The following is an 18,689-nucleotide window of genomic DNA, read 5'->3' as shown; positions in this document are numbered from 1 at the left end:
GTCTTTTTGACGCAGCTTTTGCTTAATCGATTGTAGCGGCCGCGCTTGCTTTGCCGGTGCCTTGCCTTTCGCACTGCAGCATCCTATCGCTCGGATCGGGGAAGGCGGGGGAACCGGGCCGTGGTCCGGATGTTTTTTGTATCTTCCACGAACTGGAGGGCAAGCATGACCAAGTGGGTTTACACTTTCGGCGACGGCGCCGCTGAAGGCCGCGCCGGCGACCGCAACCTTCTCGGCGGCAAGGGTGCCAATCTGGCCGAGATGTGCAGCCTCGGGCTGCCGGTGCCGCCCGGTTTCACCATCACCACCGAAGTCTGCAACGCCTATTATGCCAACGGCCGCACCTATCCTGGCGCGCTCGAGGCGGATGTGGTCTCCGCGCTCGACCATATCGGCCGGATCACCGGCCGCCGCTTCGGCGATCCGTCGAAGCTGCTTCTGGTCTCCGTGCGCTCCGGCGCCCGCGCCTCCATGCCCGGCATGATGGATACGGTGCTCAATCTCGGTCTCAATGACGAGACGGTCGAGGCCTTGGCCGCCGATTCCGGCGATGCGCGCTTCGCCTATGACAGCTACCGCCGTTTCATCCAGATGTATTCCGACGTCGTCATGGGCCTCGATCACGAAGTGTTCGAGGAAATCCTCGAGGACGAGAAGGCAAGTCTCGGTCACGAGCTCGACACCGAGCTGACGGCGCAGGAATGGCAGGGCGTGATCGCGCTCTACAAGGCCAAGGTCGAGGAAGAGCTTGGCAAGCCGTTCCCGCAGGATCCCCACGAGCAGCTCTGGGGCGCGATCGGCGCCGTGTTCTCGAGCTGGATGAACAGCCGCGCCATCACCTATCGGCGCCTGCACGACATTCCCGAAAGCTGGGGCACGGCGGTCAATGTCCAGGCCATGGTGTTCGGCAATATGGGCGACACCTCCGCAACCGGCGTCGCTTTCACGCGCAATCCCTCGACCGGCGACAGGCAGCTCTACGGCGAGTTCCTGGTCAATGCCCAGGGCGAGGACGTGGTGGCCGGCATCCGCACGCCGCAGAACATCACCGAGGCGGCGCGCATCGCTGCCGGCTCCGACAAGCCGTCGCTGCAAAAGCTGATGCCCGACGCCTTCCGGGCCTTCGTCGACATCTCCGACCGGCTGGAGAAGCACTATCGCGACATGCAGGACCTCGAATTCACCATCGAGCGCGGCAAATTGTGGATGCTGCAGACCCGCTCCGGCAAGCGCACCGCAAAGGCCGCGCTGAAGATCGCCGTCGAGATGGCGAAGGACGGGCTGATCACCAAGGAGGAGGCGGTCGCCCGCATCGATGCGGCCTCGCTCGACCAGCTCCTGCATCCGACCATCGATCCGAAGGCCGCGCGTGACGTCATAGGCATGGGCCTGCCGGCCTCGCCCGGTGCTGCCACCGGCGAGATCGTCTTTTCCTCCGGCGATGCCGAGGACGCCAAGGCGCAAGGCCGCAAGGCCATCCTGGTGCGCATCGAGACCAGCCCGGAAGACATCCACGGCATGCATGCCGCCGAAGGCATCCTCACCACGCGCGGCGGCATGACCAGCCATGCCGCGGTGGTGGCACGCGGCATGGGCAAGCCCTGCGTGTCGGGCGCCGGCTCGCTGCGTGTCGACTACAAGGCCGGCACGCTGCTCTCGATGGGCCAGACCTTCCGCAAGGGCGACATCATCACCATCGACGGCGGCAACGGCCAGGTGCTCAAAGGCGCGGTCGCCATGCTGCAGCCGGAGCTGTCGGGCGATTTCGCCGCCATCATGGAATGGGCCGATGCCGCGCGCCGCATGAGGGTGCGCACCAACGCCGAAACGCCGCTCGACGCGCGCATGGCGCGTTCCTTCGGCGCCGAGGGCATCGGCCTTTGCCGCACCGAGCACATGTTCTTCGACGGCGACCGCATCGTCGCCATGCGCGAGATGATCCTGGCCGACACCGAGAAGGACCGGCGCGCCGCGCTGGACAAGCTCCTGCCGATGCAGCGCTCGGATTTCCTCGAGCTGTTCGAGATCATGGCAGGCCTGCCGGTGACGATCCGCCTGCTCGATCCGCCGCTGCATGAATTCCTGCCCAAGACCGAGGCCGAACTCGCCGAGGTGGCGGCAGCCATGAATGTTTCGGCCGACAAGCTCCGGCAGCGCACCGAGGCACTGCATGAGTTCAATCCGATGCTGGGCCATCGCGGCTGCCGGCTCGCCGTCTCCTATCCGGAGATCGCCGAGATGCAGGCGCGCGCCATCTTCGAGGCGGCGGTCGAGGCGGGCCGCAAGGCGGGCGCGCTGGTGGTGCCGGAAATCATGGTGCCGCTGGTCGGCCTGGTGAAGGAGCTGGAATACGTCAAGGCGCGCATCGACGCGGTGGCGCAAAGCGTCATGCAGGAGACCGGCACCAAGATCGACTACCTCACCGGCACGATGATCGAGTTGCCGCGCGCGGCGATCCGTGCCCATGTCATTGCCGAAGCGGCCGAATTCTTTTCCTTCGGCACCAACGACTTGACCCAGACCACATTCGGCATCTCGCGCGACGATGCGGCGTCCTTCCTCGAAACCTACCGCCAGAAGGACATCATCGAGCAGGATCCGTTCGTGTCGCTCGATGTCGACGGCGTCGGCGAACTGGTGCGGATCGCGGCCGAAAAAGGCAAGGCAACGCGGCCGCAGATCAAGCTTGGCATTTGCGGCGAGCATGGCGGCGATCCGGCGTCGATCCGCTTCTGCGAGGAGGTCGGGCTCGATTATGTGTCGTGCTCGCCCTACCGTGTGCCGATCGCCCGGCTGGCGGCCGCGCAGGCGGCCGTGGCGGCGGCGAAGAGCGCCGCGAAACGCGACTGAGCGCATTCAGGGGGCGGCATCGGTACCTTACGGTTTTGTATGGAATGTCACGCGAACGTGCGCGTGACGGTCCTGAATCTCGACATCGTTTAGACGGAGTTTCCGATACCGAATTTTTTGGTGTCGGAAACCCATGCTGCAGATTTCCCCAACCGCTTTCCGATCGATCCTGATCCTGCAGACCAAGTTCATCGGCGACATCGTGCTTGCCTCGGCGCTGGCGAAGAACCTGCAGCTCCAATATCCGGGCGTCAGGATCGTGTTTCTTTGCGAAGCGCATTTCGCCGGCTTCCTGACAGCCCACGGTATTGCCGCCGAAGCCGTCCCCTTCAGCCGCGCCAGGATGCGCGGCTCGCCGCTCGAGCGGGGACGCGAGCTCTTCCGCATGGTGCGCACATTGCGGCAGCATCGCTTCGACATGACCATCGATATTACCGATTCGAAAACCTCGCGGATCATTTCCGGACTGGTCAATGCTCCGGTCAGGGTCGGCTATTTTCCGACGGAGCGGCCTCTGCGCTGGCATGAACGCCAGCCCGCCAATGTCAGGATGAAGCCCTTCGGATTTGGCAAAAAACACTTTCTCTACCGCTATTTGTCCCCCTTGGAGGCGCTTGGCGTCGACCTGCGCGTCAGGGTGCCGGCCATTCGACCGCTGCCCTTCGAGACGACGCGCGCCCTGGCCTTGCTGGCCAGGCACAATATCCGCCCAAACGCATTTGTCGCGGTTCATGCCGGAGCAAGCTTCGTCGGGCGTCGCTGGCAGCCGGAGCGCTTTGCCGAAGCGATCGACAGGATCGCCGGTGAAACCGGCCTGCGTGTGGTTCTGGTTGGCGGCCCCGACGAACACGAAGCGACCGACAGGATCCTGGCAGCGACGAGGACGCCTGTCGTCAACCTGGCGGGCACGTTGCGGCTGGAAACATTGCTGGCGCTCGTCAAGGAGGCGCGACTGTTCCTCGGCAACGAAAGCGGCCCGATGCATATGGCGGCCGCCGCCGGCACGCCGGTCGTCGGCCTGTTCGGCCTGACCAACCCTGTCCGCTGGGCGCCGGTCGGCGTGCCCAGCGTTTCGTTGCGGCCATCCATGCCTTGCGGCTGCGTCGGCGGCGACCTGTGCCGCCGGACCGACCCGAGCAAGGCATGCTGCGTCTGGCGCCTGGAGGTCGATCCGGTGGTGGACGCGGTGTTGGAACTCTTGGCGCGCACCGAGATGGTCCTGGAAGCCGCGGTCTGACATTTGCGGGAAATTCAGCGCCGCCCAAAGGCCGCGCCAGTCACTCTGGCCCACGACCGTGTCGTCTTGTATACGAGACGCACGTGAAACATGCGCGTGACGGCTCCAGATGTCGATGTCTCAACCCAGCCTCGTGGACTCCGATCCATCCGGTGCCCGGACACGGATGTCGCAGGTTCGCGCCGGCACCGTCCGCTCGATCCTGATCCTGCAAACGAAGTACATCGGCGATCTCGTTCTTGCCTCCGCGCTGGCGAAAAATCTGCAGCTCGAATACCCCGGTGTCCGCATCGTCTTCCTCTGCGACGCCCGCTTCGCCGGTCTCCTCACGGCCAACGACATCGCCTCGCAGGTCGTGACCTTTCGCCGCTCCCACATGCGCGGCACACCCCTGCGGCGCGCGCAGGAGCTCATTCTCACGCTCCTTGAATTGCGCCGCAACCATTTCGACATGGCCATCGACATCACCGATACGAGGACTTCGCGGTTCATCTTGGGGCTGGTTGGCGCACGGATTAGCGTGGGATATCACCCGCCCGAAAGGCGCCTGCGTTGGCTCGAGCGCCAACCTGCCAACGTCAAGGCAAAGCCGTTCGGCTATGGCGAGCAGCACTTTCTCTATCGATATCTTTCGCCGCTGGAGGCGCTTGGCATAGACCTGCATGTGCGGGTTCCCGATATCCAACCGCTGCCGTTTGAGATGGCGAAAGCCTTGGCGTTGCTGGACAAGTTCCACCTTCGGCCGAACGCCTTCGTGGCGGTGCATGCCGGGGCGAGCTTCCCCGGGCGCCGCTGGCAGCCCGAGCGCTTTGCCGCCGCAATCGACCGGATATCGGCCGAAACCGGTCTAGGTGTTGTTCTGGTCGGCAGTCCGGATGAGAGCGAGGCAGCCGAAAAGATATTGGCGACCGCGAAGACGCCGATCGTCAATCTGGTCGGCGCCCTCCCGCTCCAAACGTTGCCTGCGCTGCTCAAGCAGGCGCGGCTGTTTCTCGGCAACGACAGCGGCCCCATGCACATGGCGGCTGCGGCCGGCATTCCCGTCGTCGGCCTGTTCGGCCTGCAGAACCCGATCCGTTGGGGCCCGGTCGGCGTGCCGAGCATCGCGGTGCGCCCGTCCATGCCTTGCGACTGCGTCGGCGGTGACCTGTGCGAACGGCCCGATCCCAACAAGGCGTGTTGCGTCTGGCGCCTGGAGATCGACCAGGTCGTCGAAGCTGTGCTCGAACTCCTGGCGCGGACGGAGACTGCCCCGGAAGCCACGGTATAAGCCGAATTTTCGCGATTGCTGCTTTTGCGCTGTTGGCTGTCCGCATTTTCGCCTAGATGCCAGTCTCTTGAGACAAGTCCTGTAGGGGCAAGTTTTCCCAGCGCGATGCGGCGAACGGCCGGGCGTACGGCTTGGAATGGATGATGGGTCTGCTTCGAAACTCTCTTTGCGCGATGGCGCTGTCGCTGTTTGTGGCGCCGGCAGGCAATGCCGCGACGCTGGTCGAGCCGACGCTGCATCTGAAGCCGCGGGGCGTTGAAGGCGGCGGCCGCGTCGCCCTGACGCTCGATGCCTGCGGCGGAAAGACCGACACAAGAATTCTTTCGGCACTTGTCGACAACAGGATACCGGCTACGATTTTCGTTACCGGCATCTGGCTGAGGCGCAATGCCGAAGCCGTCGAGATCATGCGGGCGCATCCCGATCTGTTCGAATTGGAAAACCATGGTGGCCGCCACATTCCGGCGGTCGATACACCACGGAAGATCTATGGCATCCGCAGCGCCGGCAGTCCGGACGCCGTTCAGGTCGAAGTTGAATCCGGCGCCGCCGCCTTGGCCAGCGCAGGCGGTCCGGCGCCGAAATGGTTTCGCGGCGCCACCGCCGAATACAGCCCCTCGGCGATCGCCATGATCCGCAAGCTGGGCTTCAAGATCGCCGGCTTCTCGGTCAATGGCGACGGCGGCTCGCTGCTTGGCGCGAAGGAAACGGCACGCCGCATCGGCGCCGCCAAGGACGGCGACGTCATCATCGCCCACATCAACCAGCCGACCCATGCGGCCGGCGAGGGCGTGGTCCAGGGGCTGCTCGCCTTGAAGCAGAAGGGCATGACCTTCGTGCGCCTGGACGATGCCGACGGCGTAGGCAACGACGGCACGACGGATTGAGAGCGCGGTCTGAGGGTGTCGACGGCTGAATTTTGGCAGCCACATCCTTCCGAGATTGACGTGAACGCACATCCCTTCGTCATCCACAGGCGAAGCAAGGAGCGTAGCTCCGTCGCGGAGACCATGGGATCACGACGTTCCGGCTTCGCCTGTATCGGCCGGTAGCAATGGCCGTGCCGGATCTGGAGCTCAGCCCGGCGTGGCTTCGACCGTCACCTTGTTCGCATAGAACGCGCCGTGATTGCGGATCTCGGTCATTTCGTCGAACGGCTGTTCATAAGCCCACATCGCATTTTTGCCGGCTTCGCCGGCCGCCTGGATACTCCAGTAGCTGGCATCGCCCTTGTACGGGCAATGCGTGGAGTGCTCGGTGCCGACGAGCTTGCTGAAATCGATGTCGTCGAACGGGATGTAGAAGGCTGCCGGATATGGCGGTTCCGACAGCACCTTGGCCCGCGCCGATCTGGCGATGACGGTATCGCCTGCGCGCACGGTGACGTTGCCGCGATAGGGTTCGACGGTGATCACCTTGTCCGGATTGCGCTGGTATCCGGGGGCGGGGTTGGCGAGCTTGTCCATGAATGGTCTCCTGGAGCAATTCCAGGAAAAGTGCGAAGCGGTTTTCCGTCCGGAATTGCGTCAAAACAAAGAGAGCGTTTCCTCGTTTCCGGGAAACGAGTGAAACGTTCTCGGGGAGATTTACATGGGTCGGGCAAGTGCGTCGCGCAAGCTCGCGCGCCGCGCGGCGTCATCACCATTCATTGAACGTCTGTAACCGAGCGTCAGGCGGCCGTCTTGAAAGCATCCATGAGGCCGGCATAAGCGGCGGCAATGCCTGCGACGGGATTGGTGCTTCTTGCCGCGGTCTCGACCTTCAGCGCGCCGCCGGAGGCCGGCAGCGTGAGCAGCAGGATCTGACGGTTGCCGCCGTCGCCGATGCAGGCGGCGGCGACATGCTCGCCCTCGGCGCCGTTTTCAACGCGCATCTTGAACAGCAACGTCCCGCCAACGGCCTCCAGCGCGCCGCCGACAACTTCGGCAAATTCATCTTCGGAAACGGCCTTGGTATCCGGCGTCAGATCGTCCAGACTTTCGGCAAGCGTGCTTTCGAGGGCTTTTTCGTCGAGCTGCGCGTCCATGCGAACCACTCCATTCGCCAATCTCACCCAGCCCGTTAATGAAGCTTAACGGCGACGATGGCCGGATTATGGCGGTTTTCCCTGGTCCTTCGATCCATCCACCGGCTTCGACTTATGACGGCTGGACAATCCGCCGGTTCGTTCCACAATGCGTGAAACAAACGACGCGAATGCGCAAGGGGAGGAACCGATGCTCGGACTGATGCAGCAATGGCCGCTGCTTTGCCACAAGCTGATCGACCACGCCGAACGCCAGCATGGCAGCCGGGAGGTCGTTTCGCGTTCGATCGAAGGCCCGATCGTGCGCACCACCTATGCCGAAATCCATCACCGGGCGCTGAAGGTGGCGCAGCGCCTGGAGCGTGACGGCTTCGGGCTCGGCGACCGCATCGCCACGCTTGCCTGGAACACAGCCCGCCATATCGAGGCCTGGTATGGCATCATGGGCATCGGCGCGATCTATCACACGCTCAATCCGAGGCTTTTCCCCGAGCAGATCGCCTGGATCATGAACAATGCCGAGGACAAGGCGATCTTCGTCGACCTGACCTTCGTGCCGCTCTTGGAGAAGATCGCCGGCGCGGTCCGCTCGCTGAAGCAGGTGATTGTGCTTACCGACGGCGCACATATGCCGCAAACGTCACTGCCGAATGCCGTCGCCTATGAGGAATGGTTGGCCGAAGCCGACGGCGCCTTTGCCTGGAAGGACTTCGACGAGAACACCGCTGCCGGCATGTGCTATACCTCCGGCACGACCGGCGACCCGAAAGGCGTCCTCTATAGTCACCGTTCGAACGTTCTCCACGCCATGATGGCCGCCATGCCCGATGCCATGGGCATGTCCACGCGCGACGTCATTTTGCCTGTCGTGCCGATGTTCCACGCCAATGCCTGGGGCCTTGGTCAGAGCGGCCCGATGATCGGCTCCAAGTTGGTGATGCCCGGCTGCAAGATGGATGGCGCCTCGATCTACGAACTGCTCGACACCGAGAAGGTGACGTTCAGCGCCGCCGTGCCGACGGTCTGGATGATGCTCCTGCAGTATCTGGAGGAGACCGGCAAGAAACTGCCCTATCTGAAGAAGGTGGTCATCGGCGGCGCGTCTTGCCCGCGCGCCATCACCGCCAAGTTCCAGGACAATTATGACGTCCAGGTGGTGCATGCCTGGGGCATGACCGAGATGTCGCCGCTCGGCACCCTCTGCACCATGAAGCCGGCCTTCGAGGACCTGACGGGCGAGGCCCGGCTCGATGTCCAGGGCAAGCAGGGTTTTGCGCCCTTCGGCGTCGAGATGAAAGTGACCGACGATGACGACAACGCGCTGCCCTGGGACGGCAAGACCTTCGGCCATCTCAAGGTGCGCGGCCTGGCAATCGCCCGCGCCTATTATGGCGGCGCGGGCGCCGAGCAGTTCGACGCGGACGGCTGGTTCGACACCGGCGATGTCGCCCATATCGACGCCAGAGGCTACATGCAGATCACCGACCGCGCCAAGGACGTCATCAAATCCGGCGGCGAATGGATATCGACCATCGATCTTGAGAATCTCGCGGTCGGCCACCCGGACGTGGCGGAGGCGGCAGCGATCGGCATCCCGCATTCCAGATGGGGCGAGCGGCCCTTGCTCGTCGTCGTGCGCAAGCCCGGCAGAGAGCCGAGCAAGGGCGACATCCTCACCTTCATGAGCGGCAAGGTGGCGAAATGGTGGATGCCCGACGACGTCGCCTTCGTCGGCGAAATTCCGCACACCGCCACCGGTAAGATCCAGAAGACCAGTTTGCGCGACCAGTTCAAGGATTATCGCCTGCCGACGGATTGACGAAAAATGTTCGATCTTTCGGCTTCAAGCCGGCGCCAAAAACCGCTAACTCTCGGCCGGGTTGGGACAACACGGCAAAGAATGGCACCTATTCCTGAACGGCAGACGTCGAGGGCGGCCGGCTGGTCGCGGCGGATCGGAGCATTTTCTCTCGTCCTTTTGCTCACCGCCGTTGCCGCTTACAGGCTCGGTCTCGTCGAGACGCCGCCTTTTCTGTGGGTGCTCGCGGTCGTGGCGTTGCTGGCGGCGCTCGCCTTGTTGCTGGCGGGCCTCGGCCTGTCGCGGGTCTGGAGTTTTGGCGATCGCGGCGGCCGCGATCTCAGCATCGGCGCGCTGCTGGCGCTTCTGGTGCTGGCACCCTACGGCGTCGCGGTCTACTGGGCGACGGTCTACCCGCCGCTGCGCGACATTTCGACCGATCTCGACGATCCGCCGGCACTGGACACCAGCGACCGCACCGGCGACATGAACGAGCTGCCGCCGCCGACGCCTGGCGAACAGGCCCTCCAGGCCGATGCCTATCCGCTGGTCAGTGGGCGCAGCTACAACCTGCCTTTCGAAACCGTCGTCGACGCTGTCGAAACCGTGCTCGATCGCCGCGACTGGCAGTTGACGGCGCCTTATCCCGATATCAACGGGCAGAGCGAGGCGACGATCAATGCGCTGGCCAAGGGCTTCGTGCTCGGACTGCCGGCCGACGTCGCCATTCGCGTCACCGACGATGGTGAGCAGGTCATCGTCGACATGCGCTCGGCCTCGCGCTATGGCCGCTACGACCTCGGCGACAACGCCGCCCGCATCACCAATTTCCTTGGCGAGCTCGACCAGGAGGTCGCCGGGCAGGTCGGCGCGGCGCCGGCCGAGTAGGCCTAACCTGCAGGCACGAAAATGCCGTCGATTGAGGGCTCGCCGTCGGTTGCGACCAGGCCGCGCGCGACGAGATCCTCGAGATGGGCAAGCACCGACAGGCCGGCGGCACCGTGCAGCCGCGGGTCGGTGTCGCGATAGATCGCCGCGACCATTGCCCTGATCGTCCGGTCTCCGGCGCGGATGCGCTCCAGGATCGCTCTTTCGCGCATCTTGCGATGCGTCTTCAGGCCGCGCATGAACCTGCCGGGGGCGGACACAGGTCCGCCATGACCCGGCAACAGCAAACGATCGTCGCGTGCAAGCAGCTTGTCGAGGGAGCTCATATAGTCCGCCATGGCGCCATCCGGCGGCGCGACGATCGAGGTCGACCACGCCATGACATGGTCGGCTGAAAACAGCGTGCCGGTTCCCTCGAGGGCAAACACGGCATGATTGGCGGTGTGGCCGGGCGTCAGCACGGTGCGGATTGCCCAGCCGTCGCCCTCGGTCAGTGCATTGTCGGCCAGCGCGATGTCGGGAACGAAACCCAGGTCGGCGCTGGCGTCGAGCGGATTGACCTCGCCGACACTCAAGGCGCGAGCCGGCCGATGCGGGCCTTCGGCAAGCGTTGGCGCGCCGGTATGCTCTTTCAGCCGCTCCGCCAAGGGCGAATGGTCGCGATGGGTGTGGCTGACGAAGATGTGGCTGACCGGCCTGCCGCCGATCGCCATAAGCAGCGTCTCGAGATGGGCGTCGTCTTCCGGCCCCGGATCGATCACAACCAGCGTATCGCGGCCGATGAGATAGCTGTTTGTGCCGTGGAAGGTGAACGGGCTCGGATTTCTGGCGGTGATGCGCTGAACATCCGGCGCGACCGTAACCGCCCGGCCATAGGCCGGGTCGAAGCTGGTGTCGAATTCAAGGGCCATGCCGGCGGGCTCCGTTGCAATGCGGCAAAATGATTGCCGCCCGATACGGAAGCCAATATAGGAAAACAAATGCATGTCGCCCAAAACTGCGCAGCGGTTTTGGGAGAACGACATGCATCAAGACAAAGTTTGAAGCGCATCGCCTGAAATCGTTTCTCCGCGATGCGCAGCCACAACGGGGAAGACCATGGCAATTGCAACCACGATGCGTCCGCTCGTTTCTCTCACCCTGCCGGATCGGGGCGCTGCCCGGCTCGCGACCCAGCTCTTCCTGGCGCTCGCCGGAACCCTGCTGCTCACGCTTTCGGCCAAGACGAAGGTGGTGCTTGGCCCGGTCGACATTTCGCTGCAGACGCTCGCCGTGCTGTTGATCGCCTCGACCTTCGGCCTGCGGCTGGCGGTCGCGACGCTGCTTCTCTACCTCGCCGAGGGCGCCATGGGCTGGCCCGTCTTCCAGGGCACGCCGGAAAAGGGCATCGGCATTGCCTATATGCTGGGCTCGACGGGCGGCTATCTCGCCGGCTTCGTGGTCATGGCGGCGATCGCCGGCTGGGCCGCCGACCGCGGCTGGGATCGCAATCCCTTCAAGCTGTTCGGCGCCATGCTGACTGGCGAGGTCGTCATGATGGCCATGGGCTTTGCCTGGCTGGCCATGTTGATCGGACCGGAAAAGTCCTGGCAGTTCGGCGTCCTGCCCTTCATCGTCGGCGACCTGATCAAGGTGGCTTTGGCCGCCAGCCTTGTGCCGGCCGTGTGGGCGCTGCTCAAGCGCGGCTGATCGCGACCGAAACGAGAAGGGCCGGTGGGCGACAAGCGCCCGCCGGCCCTTTTTTATGGCGCGGTCGGATTTCGCTCGAAACCATCGCATGCCCGATGATAGAAAGCGGGAAGGGTGTCGGGGAAGAAATCAAAGCCGACATTGACAAGCCAGTGCCCGAAACCTAAGCACGGCCAACTTGGCGTCGAGGCGGGGGCCGCGGTGGTTCAAGGAGAGCTTGTTGAAAGGAATTATCCTTGCGGGCGGCAGCGGAACACGTCTTTATCCGCTTACATTAGCTGTATCTAAGCAAATACTGCCGATCTACGACAAGCCGATGATCTATTACCCGCTGAGCGTTCTGATGCTCGCGGGGATACGCCAGATCCTGGTCATTTCAACTCCGCGCGACTTGCCGGTCTTCCAGGCTTTGCTGGGCGACGGTTCCGAATTCGGGCTGGAGCTCTCCTATGCCGGGCAGCCGCAACCCAACGGCCTCGCCGAGGCTTTCATCATCGGCCGCGACTTCATCGGCAAGGACAGCGTGTCGATGATACTGGGCGACAACATCTATTTCGGTGAGGGCCTGTCGCATCTGTGCCGTGCCGCGGCCGGCCGTGAAAGTGGCGCCTCGGTATTCGCCTATCATGTCGACGATCCGGAGCGTTACGGCGTGGTTTCGTTCGACAAGGCGACCGGCAGGGCTTTGACGATCGAGGAAAAACCGCAGAAGCCGAAGTCCAACTGGGCCGTCACGGGTCTCTATTTCTACGACAACGATGTCGTCGATATCGCCTCGACGATCCGCCCTTCGGTGCGCGGCGAGCTCGAGATCACGGCGGTCAATAACGTCTATCTCGAGCGCGGGCAACTGCACGTGCATCAACTCGGCCGCGGCTATGCCTGGCTTGACACCGGCACGCACGACAGCCTGCACGAGGCATCGTCATTCGTGCGCACGATCGAGCATCGCCAGGGCATAAAGGTCGCTTGCCCGGAGGAAATCGCCTTCGAGCAGGGCTGGCTCGGCGCCGAAAAGGTTCTGGAGCGCGCCGCCCGCCTGGGCAAGAATGAATATGCCGCCTATCTGCGCAAGCGCGTTGCCGATCTGACGGAGGAACGCGGTGCTTGAGATCAGGCAGCTCGGCCTCGACGGCGTGCTGGAGATCGTGCCGAAGCGGCATGGCGACGCGCGCGGTTTTTTCAGCGAGACCTGGAATGCCGGGCGTTTCGCCGAGGCAGGCATCAATCTCGATTTCGTGCAGGACAACCATTCCTATTCCGCCGCGGCCGGCGTGCTGCGCGGGCTGCACTACCAGCTGCCGCCGCGCGCCCAGGACAAGCTGCTGCGCGTCGTCAGGGGCAGCGTGCTCGATGTCGCGGTCGACATCCGCCGCACCTCGCCGACTTTCGGCAAATGGGTGGCGCTGGAGGTGTCGGCGCAGATAGGCAACCAGATTCTGGTGCCGAAGGGTTTCGCGCACGGCTTCGTCACGCTCGTGCCGGATACGGAGGTGCTCTACAAGGTGACCGACACCTATTCGCCCGAGCATGACCGGTCGATCCGCTTCGACGATCCCGACATCGGCATCGAATGGCCGGCAATTGCCGGCGGATTCCAGCTTTCGGACAAGGACCGCAAGGCGCCGTTGCTCGCCATGGCGGAGCTGTTTGCGTGAGGAGAGAGGGCGGCATGAATTTCCTGGTCACTGGCGGCGCCGGCTTCATCGGCTCCGCCGTCTGCCGGCATCTGTGCGCCAACCCGGCCTATCGCGTCACCAATCTCGACAAGCTCACCTATGCCGGAAACCTCGCCTCGCTGCGGCCGATCGAGAACGCGCACAATTACCGTTTCGAGCAGGCCGACATCCGCGACGAGCGCGCGGTGCTGGAGATACTGCGCCGTGACGATATCGACATCGTCATGAACCTCGCCGCCGAAAGCCATGTCGACCGCTCGATCGACGGCCCCGGCGCCTTCATCGAGACCAACATCGTCGGCACCTACCGCATCCTGAATGCGGCGCTGGAATACTGGCGCGGGCTGCCGGAGGCCCGCCAGGGCCGCTTCCGCTTCCACCATGTCTCGACCGACGAGGTGTTCGGCGATCTTCCCTTCGACGGCGGCATGTTCGTCGAGGAGACGCCCTATGCGCCGTCCTCGCCCTATTCGGCGTCGAAGGCGGCATCCGACCATCTGGTGCGGGCCTGGCACGAGACCTACGGCCTGCCGGTGGTGCTGTCCAACTGCTCGAACAATTACGGCCCCTACCATTTCCCCGAAAAGCTGATCCCGCTGGTCATCCTCAACGCGCTCGACGAGAAGCCGTTGCCGGTGTATGGCGCCGGCTGCAATGTGCGCGACTGGCTGTTCGTCGAGGATCACGCGCGGGCCCTTGAACTGGTGGCCACCAAGGGGCGGCCGGGCGAGAGCTACAATGTCGGCGGCAATTCCGAGCGCACCAATCTCGACGTCGTCGAGGCGATCTGCGATCTTCTCGACCTGAGGCGCCCGCGCGCCGCCGGCGGGAGCTACCGCGATCTGATCGCCTTCGTCACCGACCGCCCCGGCCATGACCGCCGCTATGCGATCGACGCCTCCAAGATCGCGCGCGATCTCGGCTGGGCGCCGCGGGAGAATTTCGACAGCGGCCTGGCAAGGACCGTCGACTGGTATCTCGACAACAAATGGTGGTGGGGGCCGATCCGCGAGCAGCGCTACGCCGGCGAGCGGCTGGGCCAGGGTTCGATCGAAAACAGCCCGACCCAAAACAGCCCGATCGAACATAAAACGTTCGAAAGCAGCCCGGCCGGGAACGGGGCCGAAAGCAGGAAGGTGGCCACGTGAGGCTTGCCGTCACCGGACGCGAAGGCCAGGTTGCCGCAAGCCTGGTCGAGGCGGCGCAGGGCCGCGACGATGTCGAAGTCATCGCCGTCGGCCGCCCGGTGCTCGACCTGTCGCGACCCGACACGGTGTTCGCAGCACTGGAAGCGGCAAGGCCCGACATCGTCGTCTCCGCCGCCGCCTACACCGCCGTCGACCAGGCCGAGGACGAGAAGGACCTGGCCTTCGCCGTGAACGCCGCCGGCGCCGGCAAGGTGGCGGAGGCCGCGGCGCGGCTCGGCGTTCCCGTCATCCATCTGTCGACCGACTATGTCTTCGACGGCACCAAGGCCAGTGCCTATGTCGAGACCGACGCGACCGCCCCGCTCGGCGTCTATGGCGCCTCCAAGCTCGCCGGCGAACAGGCAGTGGCCGCCGCCAACCCGCGCCACCTCATCCTTCGCACCGCCTGGGCCTACAGCCCGTTCGGGAAAAATTTCGTCAAGACGATGCTGAGGCTCAGCACGGACCGCGACGAGATTTCGGTCGTCGCCGACCAGTGGGGAAATCCGACCTCGGCGCTCGACATCGCCGACGCGATCCTGCATGCGGCGGCGAGGCTGCGAGACCACGAGGATTTCACTGCCTTCGGCATCTTCCATCTGGTGGGAAGCGGCGAGACCAACTGGAGCGGCTTTGCCCGTAAAATCCTGGACACAAGCCGAGAGCTTGGTGGTCCGTATGCGCGGGTACGCGATATTGCTACGGTGGATTATCCAGCCAAAGCCCGGCGTCCCGCTAACTCGCGGCTCTCAACGGTGAAATTCGCCTCGGTGTTTGGATGGACCGCACCGCATTGGCGCCGATCGACCGAAGAAATCGTGTCACGTCTTGTGCTCGGAGCGACAAGACAGGCAAGCATACAACTGAACCAGTAGGCAGCGCTGGAGGAACTATGACTGTTCAGCTATTTGTACCAAGTTTCCGCATTGAAGAGTGTCTGTCGGAGATCCGCGAGTGCCTCGAAAAAGGCTGGACGGGACTAGGCTTCAAGACAGCGGAGTTTGAAACGGCGTGGAAGGATTATACCAGGATTCCACACGCTCACTTTCTGAACTCCAATACGGTCGGACTTCATCTTGCCTTTCAGCTTTTCAAATCGAAATATGGATGGACGAGCGAAGACGAAGTCATAACAACGCCGCTGACATTTGTTTCGACAAACCACGCCATTCTCTACGCGGGCCTCAAGCCGGTGTTCGCGGACGTCGATGAATACCTCTGCCTTGACCCAGAGAGCGTCGCCAAACTGATTACCGACAAAACGAAAGCCCTGATTTTTGTCGGCATGGGAGGTAATGTGGGCAGGTATCAGAAGATACTGGAGCTCTGTCGCCAGCACGACATAAAGCTCGTGCTCGATGCGGCTCACATGGCGGGCACTCGTGTCGATGGCAAGCATGTGGGTAGTGACGCCGATGCATCGGTGTTCAGCTTTCAGGCGGTCAAGAATCTCCCCACGGCCGATTCCGGAATGATTTGCTTCAAGGAAGCGGAAGACGACGAGCGGGTCCGCAAGCTCACTTGGCTGGGCATCAACAAGGACACCTATGCCCGCACTGCCGCCCAGGGGGCCTACAAGTGGATGTATGACGTCGAGGAGGTCGGCTATAAATTCCATGGCAACTCGATCATGGCAGCGATGGCCATTGTCCAGTTGAAGTATCTCGATATCGACAATTCCTTCCGGCGCCAGCTGGCCGTCTGGTATCGGCAGCACTTTGACGGGCATAACAGGGTAAGCGTCGTGCCGACCGCCAAGGGGTGTGAATCTGCACAGCACCTCTTGCAGATACGCGTGAAGAATCGCGACATGCTGATGCTAGCGTTGAACGAACACGGCGTTTATCCCGGCGTCCATTATCGCGATAACACCGATTATCAGATGTACGCTTTTGCCGCAGGCACATGCCCGAATGCGGCAGCGGCAAGCCAGGAAATCATCTCGCTCCCCCTGCACCTTCGGATGCGCAAGGCGGATGTGGATTTGGTCTCCGAATTGGTACTCAAATACGCACAATGAAGCAGCACGTCGCTCCCTTTGGAGACGGAACTGTCGTCTTGAGGCTCATGGAGGAAAGAGATCTCGAGACCATTCTCGCTTGGCGCAATCGCGACGAGGCGAGGGTTTGGTTCAAAAACTCCGGCAAGATTGCCTTCGATGCGCACCTTGCCTGGTACAGAAACTACCTTCAAAAGGAAGACGATTTTTTCTTCCTAGTGGAAGCGAATGGGCAGCCGGTCGGCCAATGCGGCATTTACGATATCGATAACGGAAGCGCCGAAATAGGCCGGTTTCTTGTTGCGCCGGAAATGGCGGGGAAAGGCTACATCGGCCGATCGTGTGCGGAGATCATCCGTTTCAGCACGGGGTTTCTGAATCTATCTTATCTGTTCCTGGAAGTTATGGAGAAAAATGCCAGAGCCATCCGCCTTTATGAACGTCACGGCTTTATCGAAGAACGTCGCTCTGGTGGCCTGATCCGCATGGGCCTTGATCGAGGCAGCGTCGTATGACTCCGCGAACGCAACTTTACGCTGATTCGCTGATGGCTTTGAAGCTTTGGCGAGTGTGGACCTTCTTGGGCCTGCAGGATATCAAGGCACGTTTTCGCCGGTCCTTCATCGGCCCCCTGTGGATATTGCTCAATCTGGGGTTTTTCGTTGGTGGTGCCGGTTTCGTCTACGGTGTGATGTTCGGTCAGCCGATGGCCGAATTTTTGCCGTTTTTGATTACAGGTTTCGTGATTTGGGGGTTTCTGCTTTCATCACTCGTGGAGGCAGGAACGGCATTCGTAATATCAGAGGGATATATTAAGCAATTTTCTTATCCGAAACAGATATATCTTTTACGTGCTCTCGTATCGTATTCAATAAACATGGCGATAGGGTTTGTCGCGGTGGTTATTTTGCAAATTGTTTTTCGTAATATTGGTTTTTCTGGCTGGCTGATGGCCTTGCCTGGAATGGCTGTACTGATAGTTGCAGCTCTGGGGCACATTGTTATCTCCGCATATGTGGGAACAAAATTCAGAGATCTGCCTTTTGCGCTTGGAGGAGTCCTTCAAGTTGTATTTTTTGTAACGCCGATTATGTTTCCGATTGACGTATTGAGGGCAAAAGGAATCGATTTCGTCTACAAATACAATCCACTTTACTATTTAATCGATATTGTAAGGCGACCTATTTTGGAAGGGAGTCTCCCTCCATTCGAGAACTATGCCATGGCGGCATTGTACGTGCTATTGGTATGGGTCGTCGCAGCAGCGATTGCCCGCCGCCTCGATAATCGCGTGGTTTTTCTGCTATGAGCGAATTCGCGATCAAGCTGGACGACGTAGGAATTCGTTTTCAAGGCGAGCGCAACAGTGGAGGCCTGAAGGATTGGTTGATTGGTCGCCTGCCGGGGCGACGGCCAGCACCATCCACATATTGTGTAGATGCGCTCCGCCACGTGAATCTCCGGATCAAAAGCGGCGAGCGTGTAGGGCTGATTGGTCTTAACGGCGCCGGCAAGAGCACGCTGCTAAAGGTCATGGCAAAGATCTACCCGCCCACATCCGGAACGGTAGCAGTGCGTGGGCACATTTGCCCGATGTTCGAGTTCGCTACCGGCTTCGAGATGAATCAGTCCGGCCGGGACAATATTCGCATCCGTGGCCTCCTTCTCGGCATGTCCCCGCCCGAGATCGAGGAGAAGTTGCCTGAGATCGCGGAATTCACCGAACTGGGAGAATTTTTAGACTACCCTGTTCGCACCTATTCGGCAGGAATGTTTGTCCGCCTTGCCTTTGCGGTATCGACCAGCATCAACCCCGAGATACTGCTGATCGACGAGGTGATGGGCGCTGGTGACATCAAGTTTGCCGATAAGGCTAAGCGCCGAATGTACGAATTTATGGAGCAGGGCAAAATCCTGGTCTTCGCGAGCCATGCGCAAACCCTTTTGGAATCTTTTTGCAAGCGCACGATTTGGCTCGATGCTGGCGGCATTCGCATGGACGGAGAAACGTCGGAGGTTCTTGAATGCTACTCGCGCACAAACTTGCCGATTACGTGATTGGCTAA

Annotated in this window: 18 protein-coding genes; 15 read left to right on the top strand and 3 right to left on the bottom strand. The window is 62.1% G+C overall.

From position 1 onward, the window contains the following. Positions 1–165 precede the first annotated feature (165 nt). The 4 genes from ppdK (at position 166) to RFM98_RS04405 (ending at position 6,244) form a co-directional block, all read left to right on the top strand. Complete coding sequence (gene ppdK, locus RFM98_RS04420; protein ID WP_320307699.1) at positions 166–2,850, top strand: pyruvate, phosphate dikinase; 2,685 nt, start codon at positions 166–168, stop codon at positions 2,848–2,850. A gap of 133 nt (positions 2,851–2,983) precedes the next feature. Next, positions 2,984–4,087 (top strand): glycosyltransferase family 9 protein, encoded by a 1,104-nt coding sequence (locus RFM98_RS04415; RefSeq protein WP_320307698.1) that lies wholly within the window; start codon positions 2,984–2,986, stop codon positions 4,085–4,087. Between the two features lie 166 nt (positions 4,088–4,253). After that, entirely contained in the window at positions 4,254–5,357 is a 1,104-nt protein-coding gene (locus tag RFM98_RS04410; protein WP_320307697.1) for a glycosyltransferase family 9 protein, read from the top strand. 143 nt (positions 5,358–5,500) lie between these two features. Beyond that, positions 5,501–6,244: a polysaccharide deacetylase family protein gene (locus RFM98_RS04405; RefSeq protein WP_320307696.1), complete on the top strand. Its 744-nt coding sequence runs from the start codon at positions 5,501–5,503 to the stop codon at positions 6,242–6,244. A 189-nt stretch (positions 6,245–6,433) separates the two neighbouring features. On the opposite strand, the gene RFM98_RS04400 is transcribed toward RFM98_RS04405, so the two are convergent. Both RFM98_RS04400 and RFM98_RS04395 read right to left on the bottom strand, forming a co-directional pair. Next, complete coding sequence (locus tag RFM98_RS04400; protein WP_320307695.1) at positions 6,434–6,823, bottom strand: DUF427 domain-containing protein; 390 nt, start codon at positions 6,821–6,823, stop codon at positions 6,434–6,436. Between the two features lie 203 nt (positions 6,824–7,026). Beyond that, positions 7,027–7,383 (bottom strand): hypothetical protein, encoded by a 357-nt coding sequence (locus RFM98_RS04395; RefSeq protein ID WP_320307694.1) that lies wholly within the window; start codon positions 7,381–7,383, stop codon positions 7,027–7,029. Between the two features lie 190 nt (positions 7,384–7,573). Between RFM98_RS04395 and RFM98_RS04390 the strand changes: the two genes are divergently transcribed. Together RFM98_RS04390 and RFM98_RS04385 are read left to right on the top strand one after the other, a co-directional pair. Beyond that, positions 7,574–9,202, top strand: coding sequence for a fatty-acid--CoA ligase (locus RFM98_RS04390; RefSeq protein WP_320307693.1), 1,629 nt, complete (start codon positions 7,574–7,576; stop codon positions 9,200–9,202). An 81-nt stretch (positions 9,203–9,283) separates the two neighbouring features. Next, complete coding sequence (locus RFM98_RS04385) at positions 9,284–10,069, top strand: DUF1499 domain-containing protein (protein WP_320307692.1); 786 nt, start codon at positions 9,284–9,286, stop codon at positions 10,067–10,069. A 2-nt stretch (positions 10,070–10,071) separates the two neighbouring features. Here RFM98_RS04385 and RFM98_RS04380 read toward each other — a convergent pair whose 3' ends face one another. Next, complete coding sequence (locus RFM98_RS04380; protein ID WP_320307691.1) at positions 10,072–10,980, bottom strand: MBL fold metallo-hydrolase; 909 nt, start codon at positions 10,978–10,980, stop codon at positions 10,072–10,074. A 187-nt stretch (positions 10,981–11,167) separates the two neighbouring features. Here RFM98_RS04380 and RFM98_RS04375 point away from each other — a divergent pair, with 187 nt between their 5' ends. From RFM98_RS04375 to RFM98_RS04335, 9 genes are all read left to right on the top strand, one after another. Further along, positions 11,168–11,758, top strand: a complete 591-nt coding sequence (locus RFM98_RS04375) for a biotin transporter BioY (protein WP_320307690.1) — start codon at positions 11,168–11,170, stop codon at positions 11,756–11,758. 220 nt (positions 11,759–11,978) lie between these two features. Continuing rightward, on the top strand, positions 11,979–12,869 hold the full coding sequence (rfbA, locus tag RFM98_RS04370; protein WP_320307689.1) for a glucose-1-phosphate thymidylyltransferase RfbA: 891 nt from the start codon (positions 11,979–11,981) through the stop codon (positions 12,867–12,869). Then, a complete protein-coding gene (rfbC, locus tag RFM98_RS04365) occupies positions 12,862–13,416 on the top strand; it encodes a dTDP-4-dehydrorhamnose 3,5-epimerase (RefSeq protein WP_320307688.1) in 555 nt (184 codons plus the stop codon). Before rfbA ends, rfbC begins: the two co-directional genes overlap by 8 nt. A 14-nt stretch (positions 13,417–13,430) precedes the next feature. After that, positions 13,431–14,585 carry a dTDP-glucose 4,6-dehydratase gene (gene rfbB, locus RFM98_RS04360; RefSeq protein WP_320307687.1) on the top strand — a complete coding sequence of 385 codons (1,155 nt, stop codon included), beginning with the start codon at positions 13,431–13,433 and terminating at the stop codon, positions 14,583–14,585. Continuing rightward, positions 14,582–15,499 carry a dTDP-4-dehydrorhamnose reductase gene (rfbD, locus tag RFM98_RS04355; RefSeq protein WP_320307686.1) on the top strand — a complete coding sequence of 306 codons (918 nt, stop codon included), beginning with the start codon at positions 14,582–14,584 and terminating at the stop codon, positions 15,497–15,499. The genes rfbB and rfbD overlap by 4 nt, the downstream gene beginning before the upstream one ends. Before the next feature lie 17 nt (positions 15,500–15,516). Continuing rightward, a complete protein-coding gene (locus RFM98_RS04350; RefSeq protein ID WP_320307685.1) occupies positions 15,517–16,644 on the top strand; it encodes a DegT/DnrJ/EryC1/StrS family aminotransferase in 1,128 nt (375 codons plus the stop codon). After that, positions 16,641–17,138: a GNAT family N-acetyltransferase gene (locus tag RFM98_RS04345; protein WP_320307684.1), complete on the top strand. Its 498-nt coding sequence runs from the start codon at positions 16,641–16,643 to the stop codon at positions 17,136–17,138. Before RFM98_RS04350 ends, RFM98_RS04345 begins: the two co-directional genes overlap by 4 nt. A 32-nt stretch (positions 17,139–17,170) precedes the next feature. Next, entirely contained in the window at positions 17,171–17,932 is a 762-nt protein-coding gene (locus RFM98_RS04340; protein ID WP_320307683.1) for an ABC transporter permease, read from the top strand. Then, entirely contained in the window at positions 17,929–18,681 is a 753-nt protein-coding gene (locus RFM98_RS04335) for an ABC transporter ATP-binding protein (RefSeq protein ID WP_320307682.1), read from the top strand. The genes RFM98_RS04340 and RFM98_RS04335 overlap by 4 nt, the downstream gene beginning before the upstream one ends. Positions 18,682–18,689 lie beyond the last annotated feature (8 nt).

This window comes from Mesorhizobium australafricanum (assembly GCF_033977265.1).
Lineage (GTDB): Bacteria > Pseudomonadota > Alphaproteobacteria > Rhizobiales > Rhizobiaceae > Mesorhizobium > Mesorhizobium australafricanum.
The sequence above is the reverse complement of the archived record's forward strand: the minus strand, read 5'-3'. Positions and strand labels throughout refer to the sequence as shown.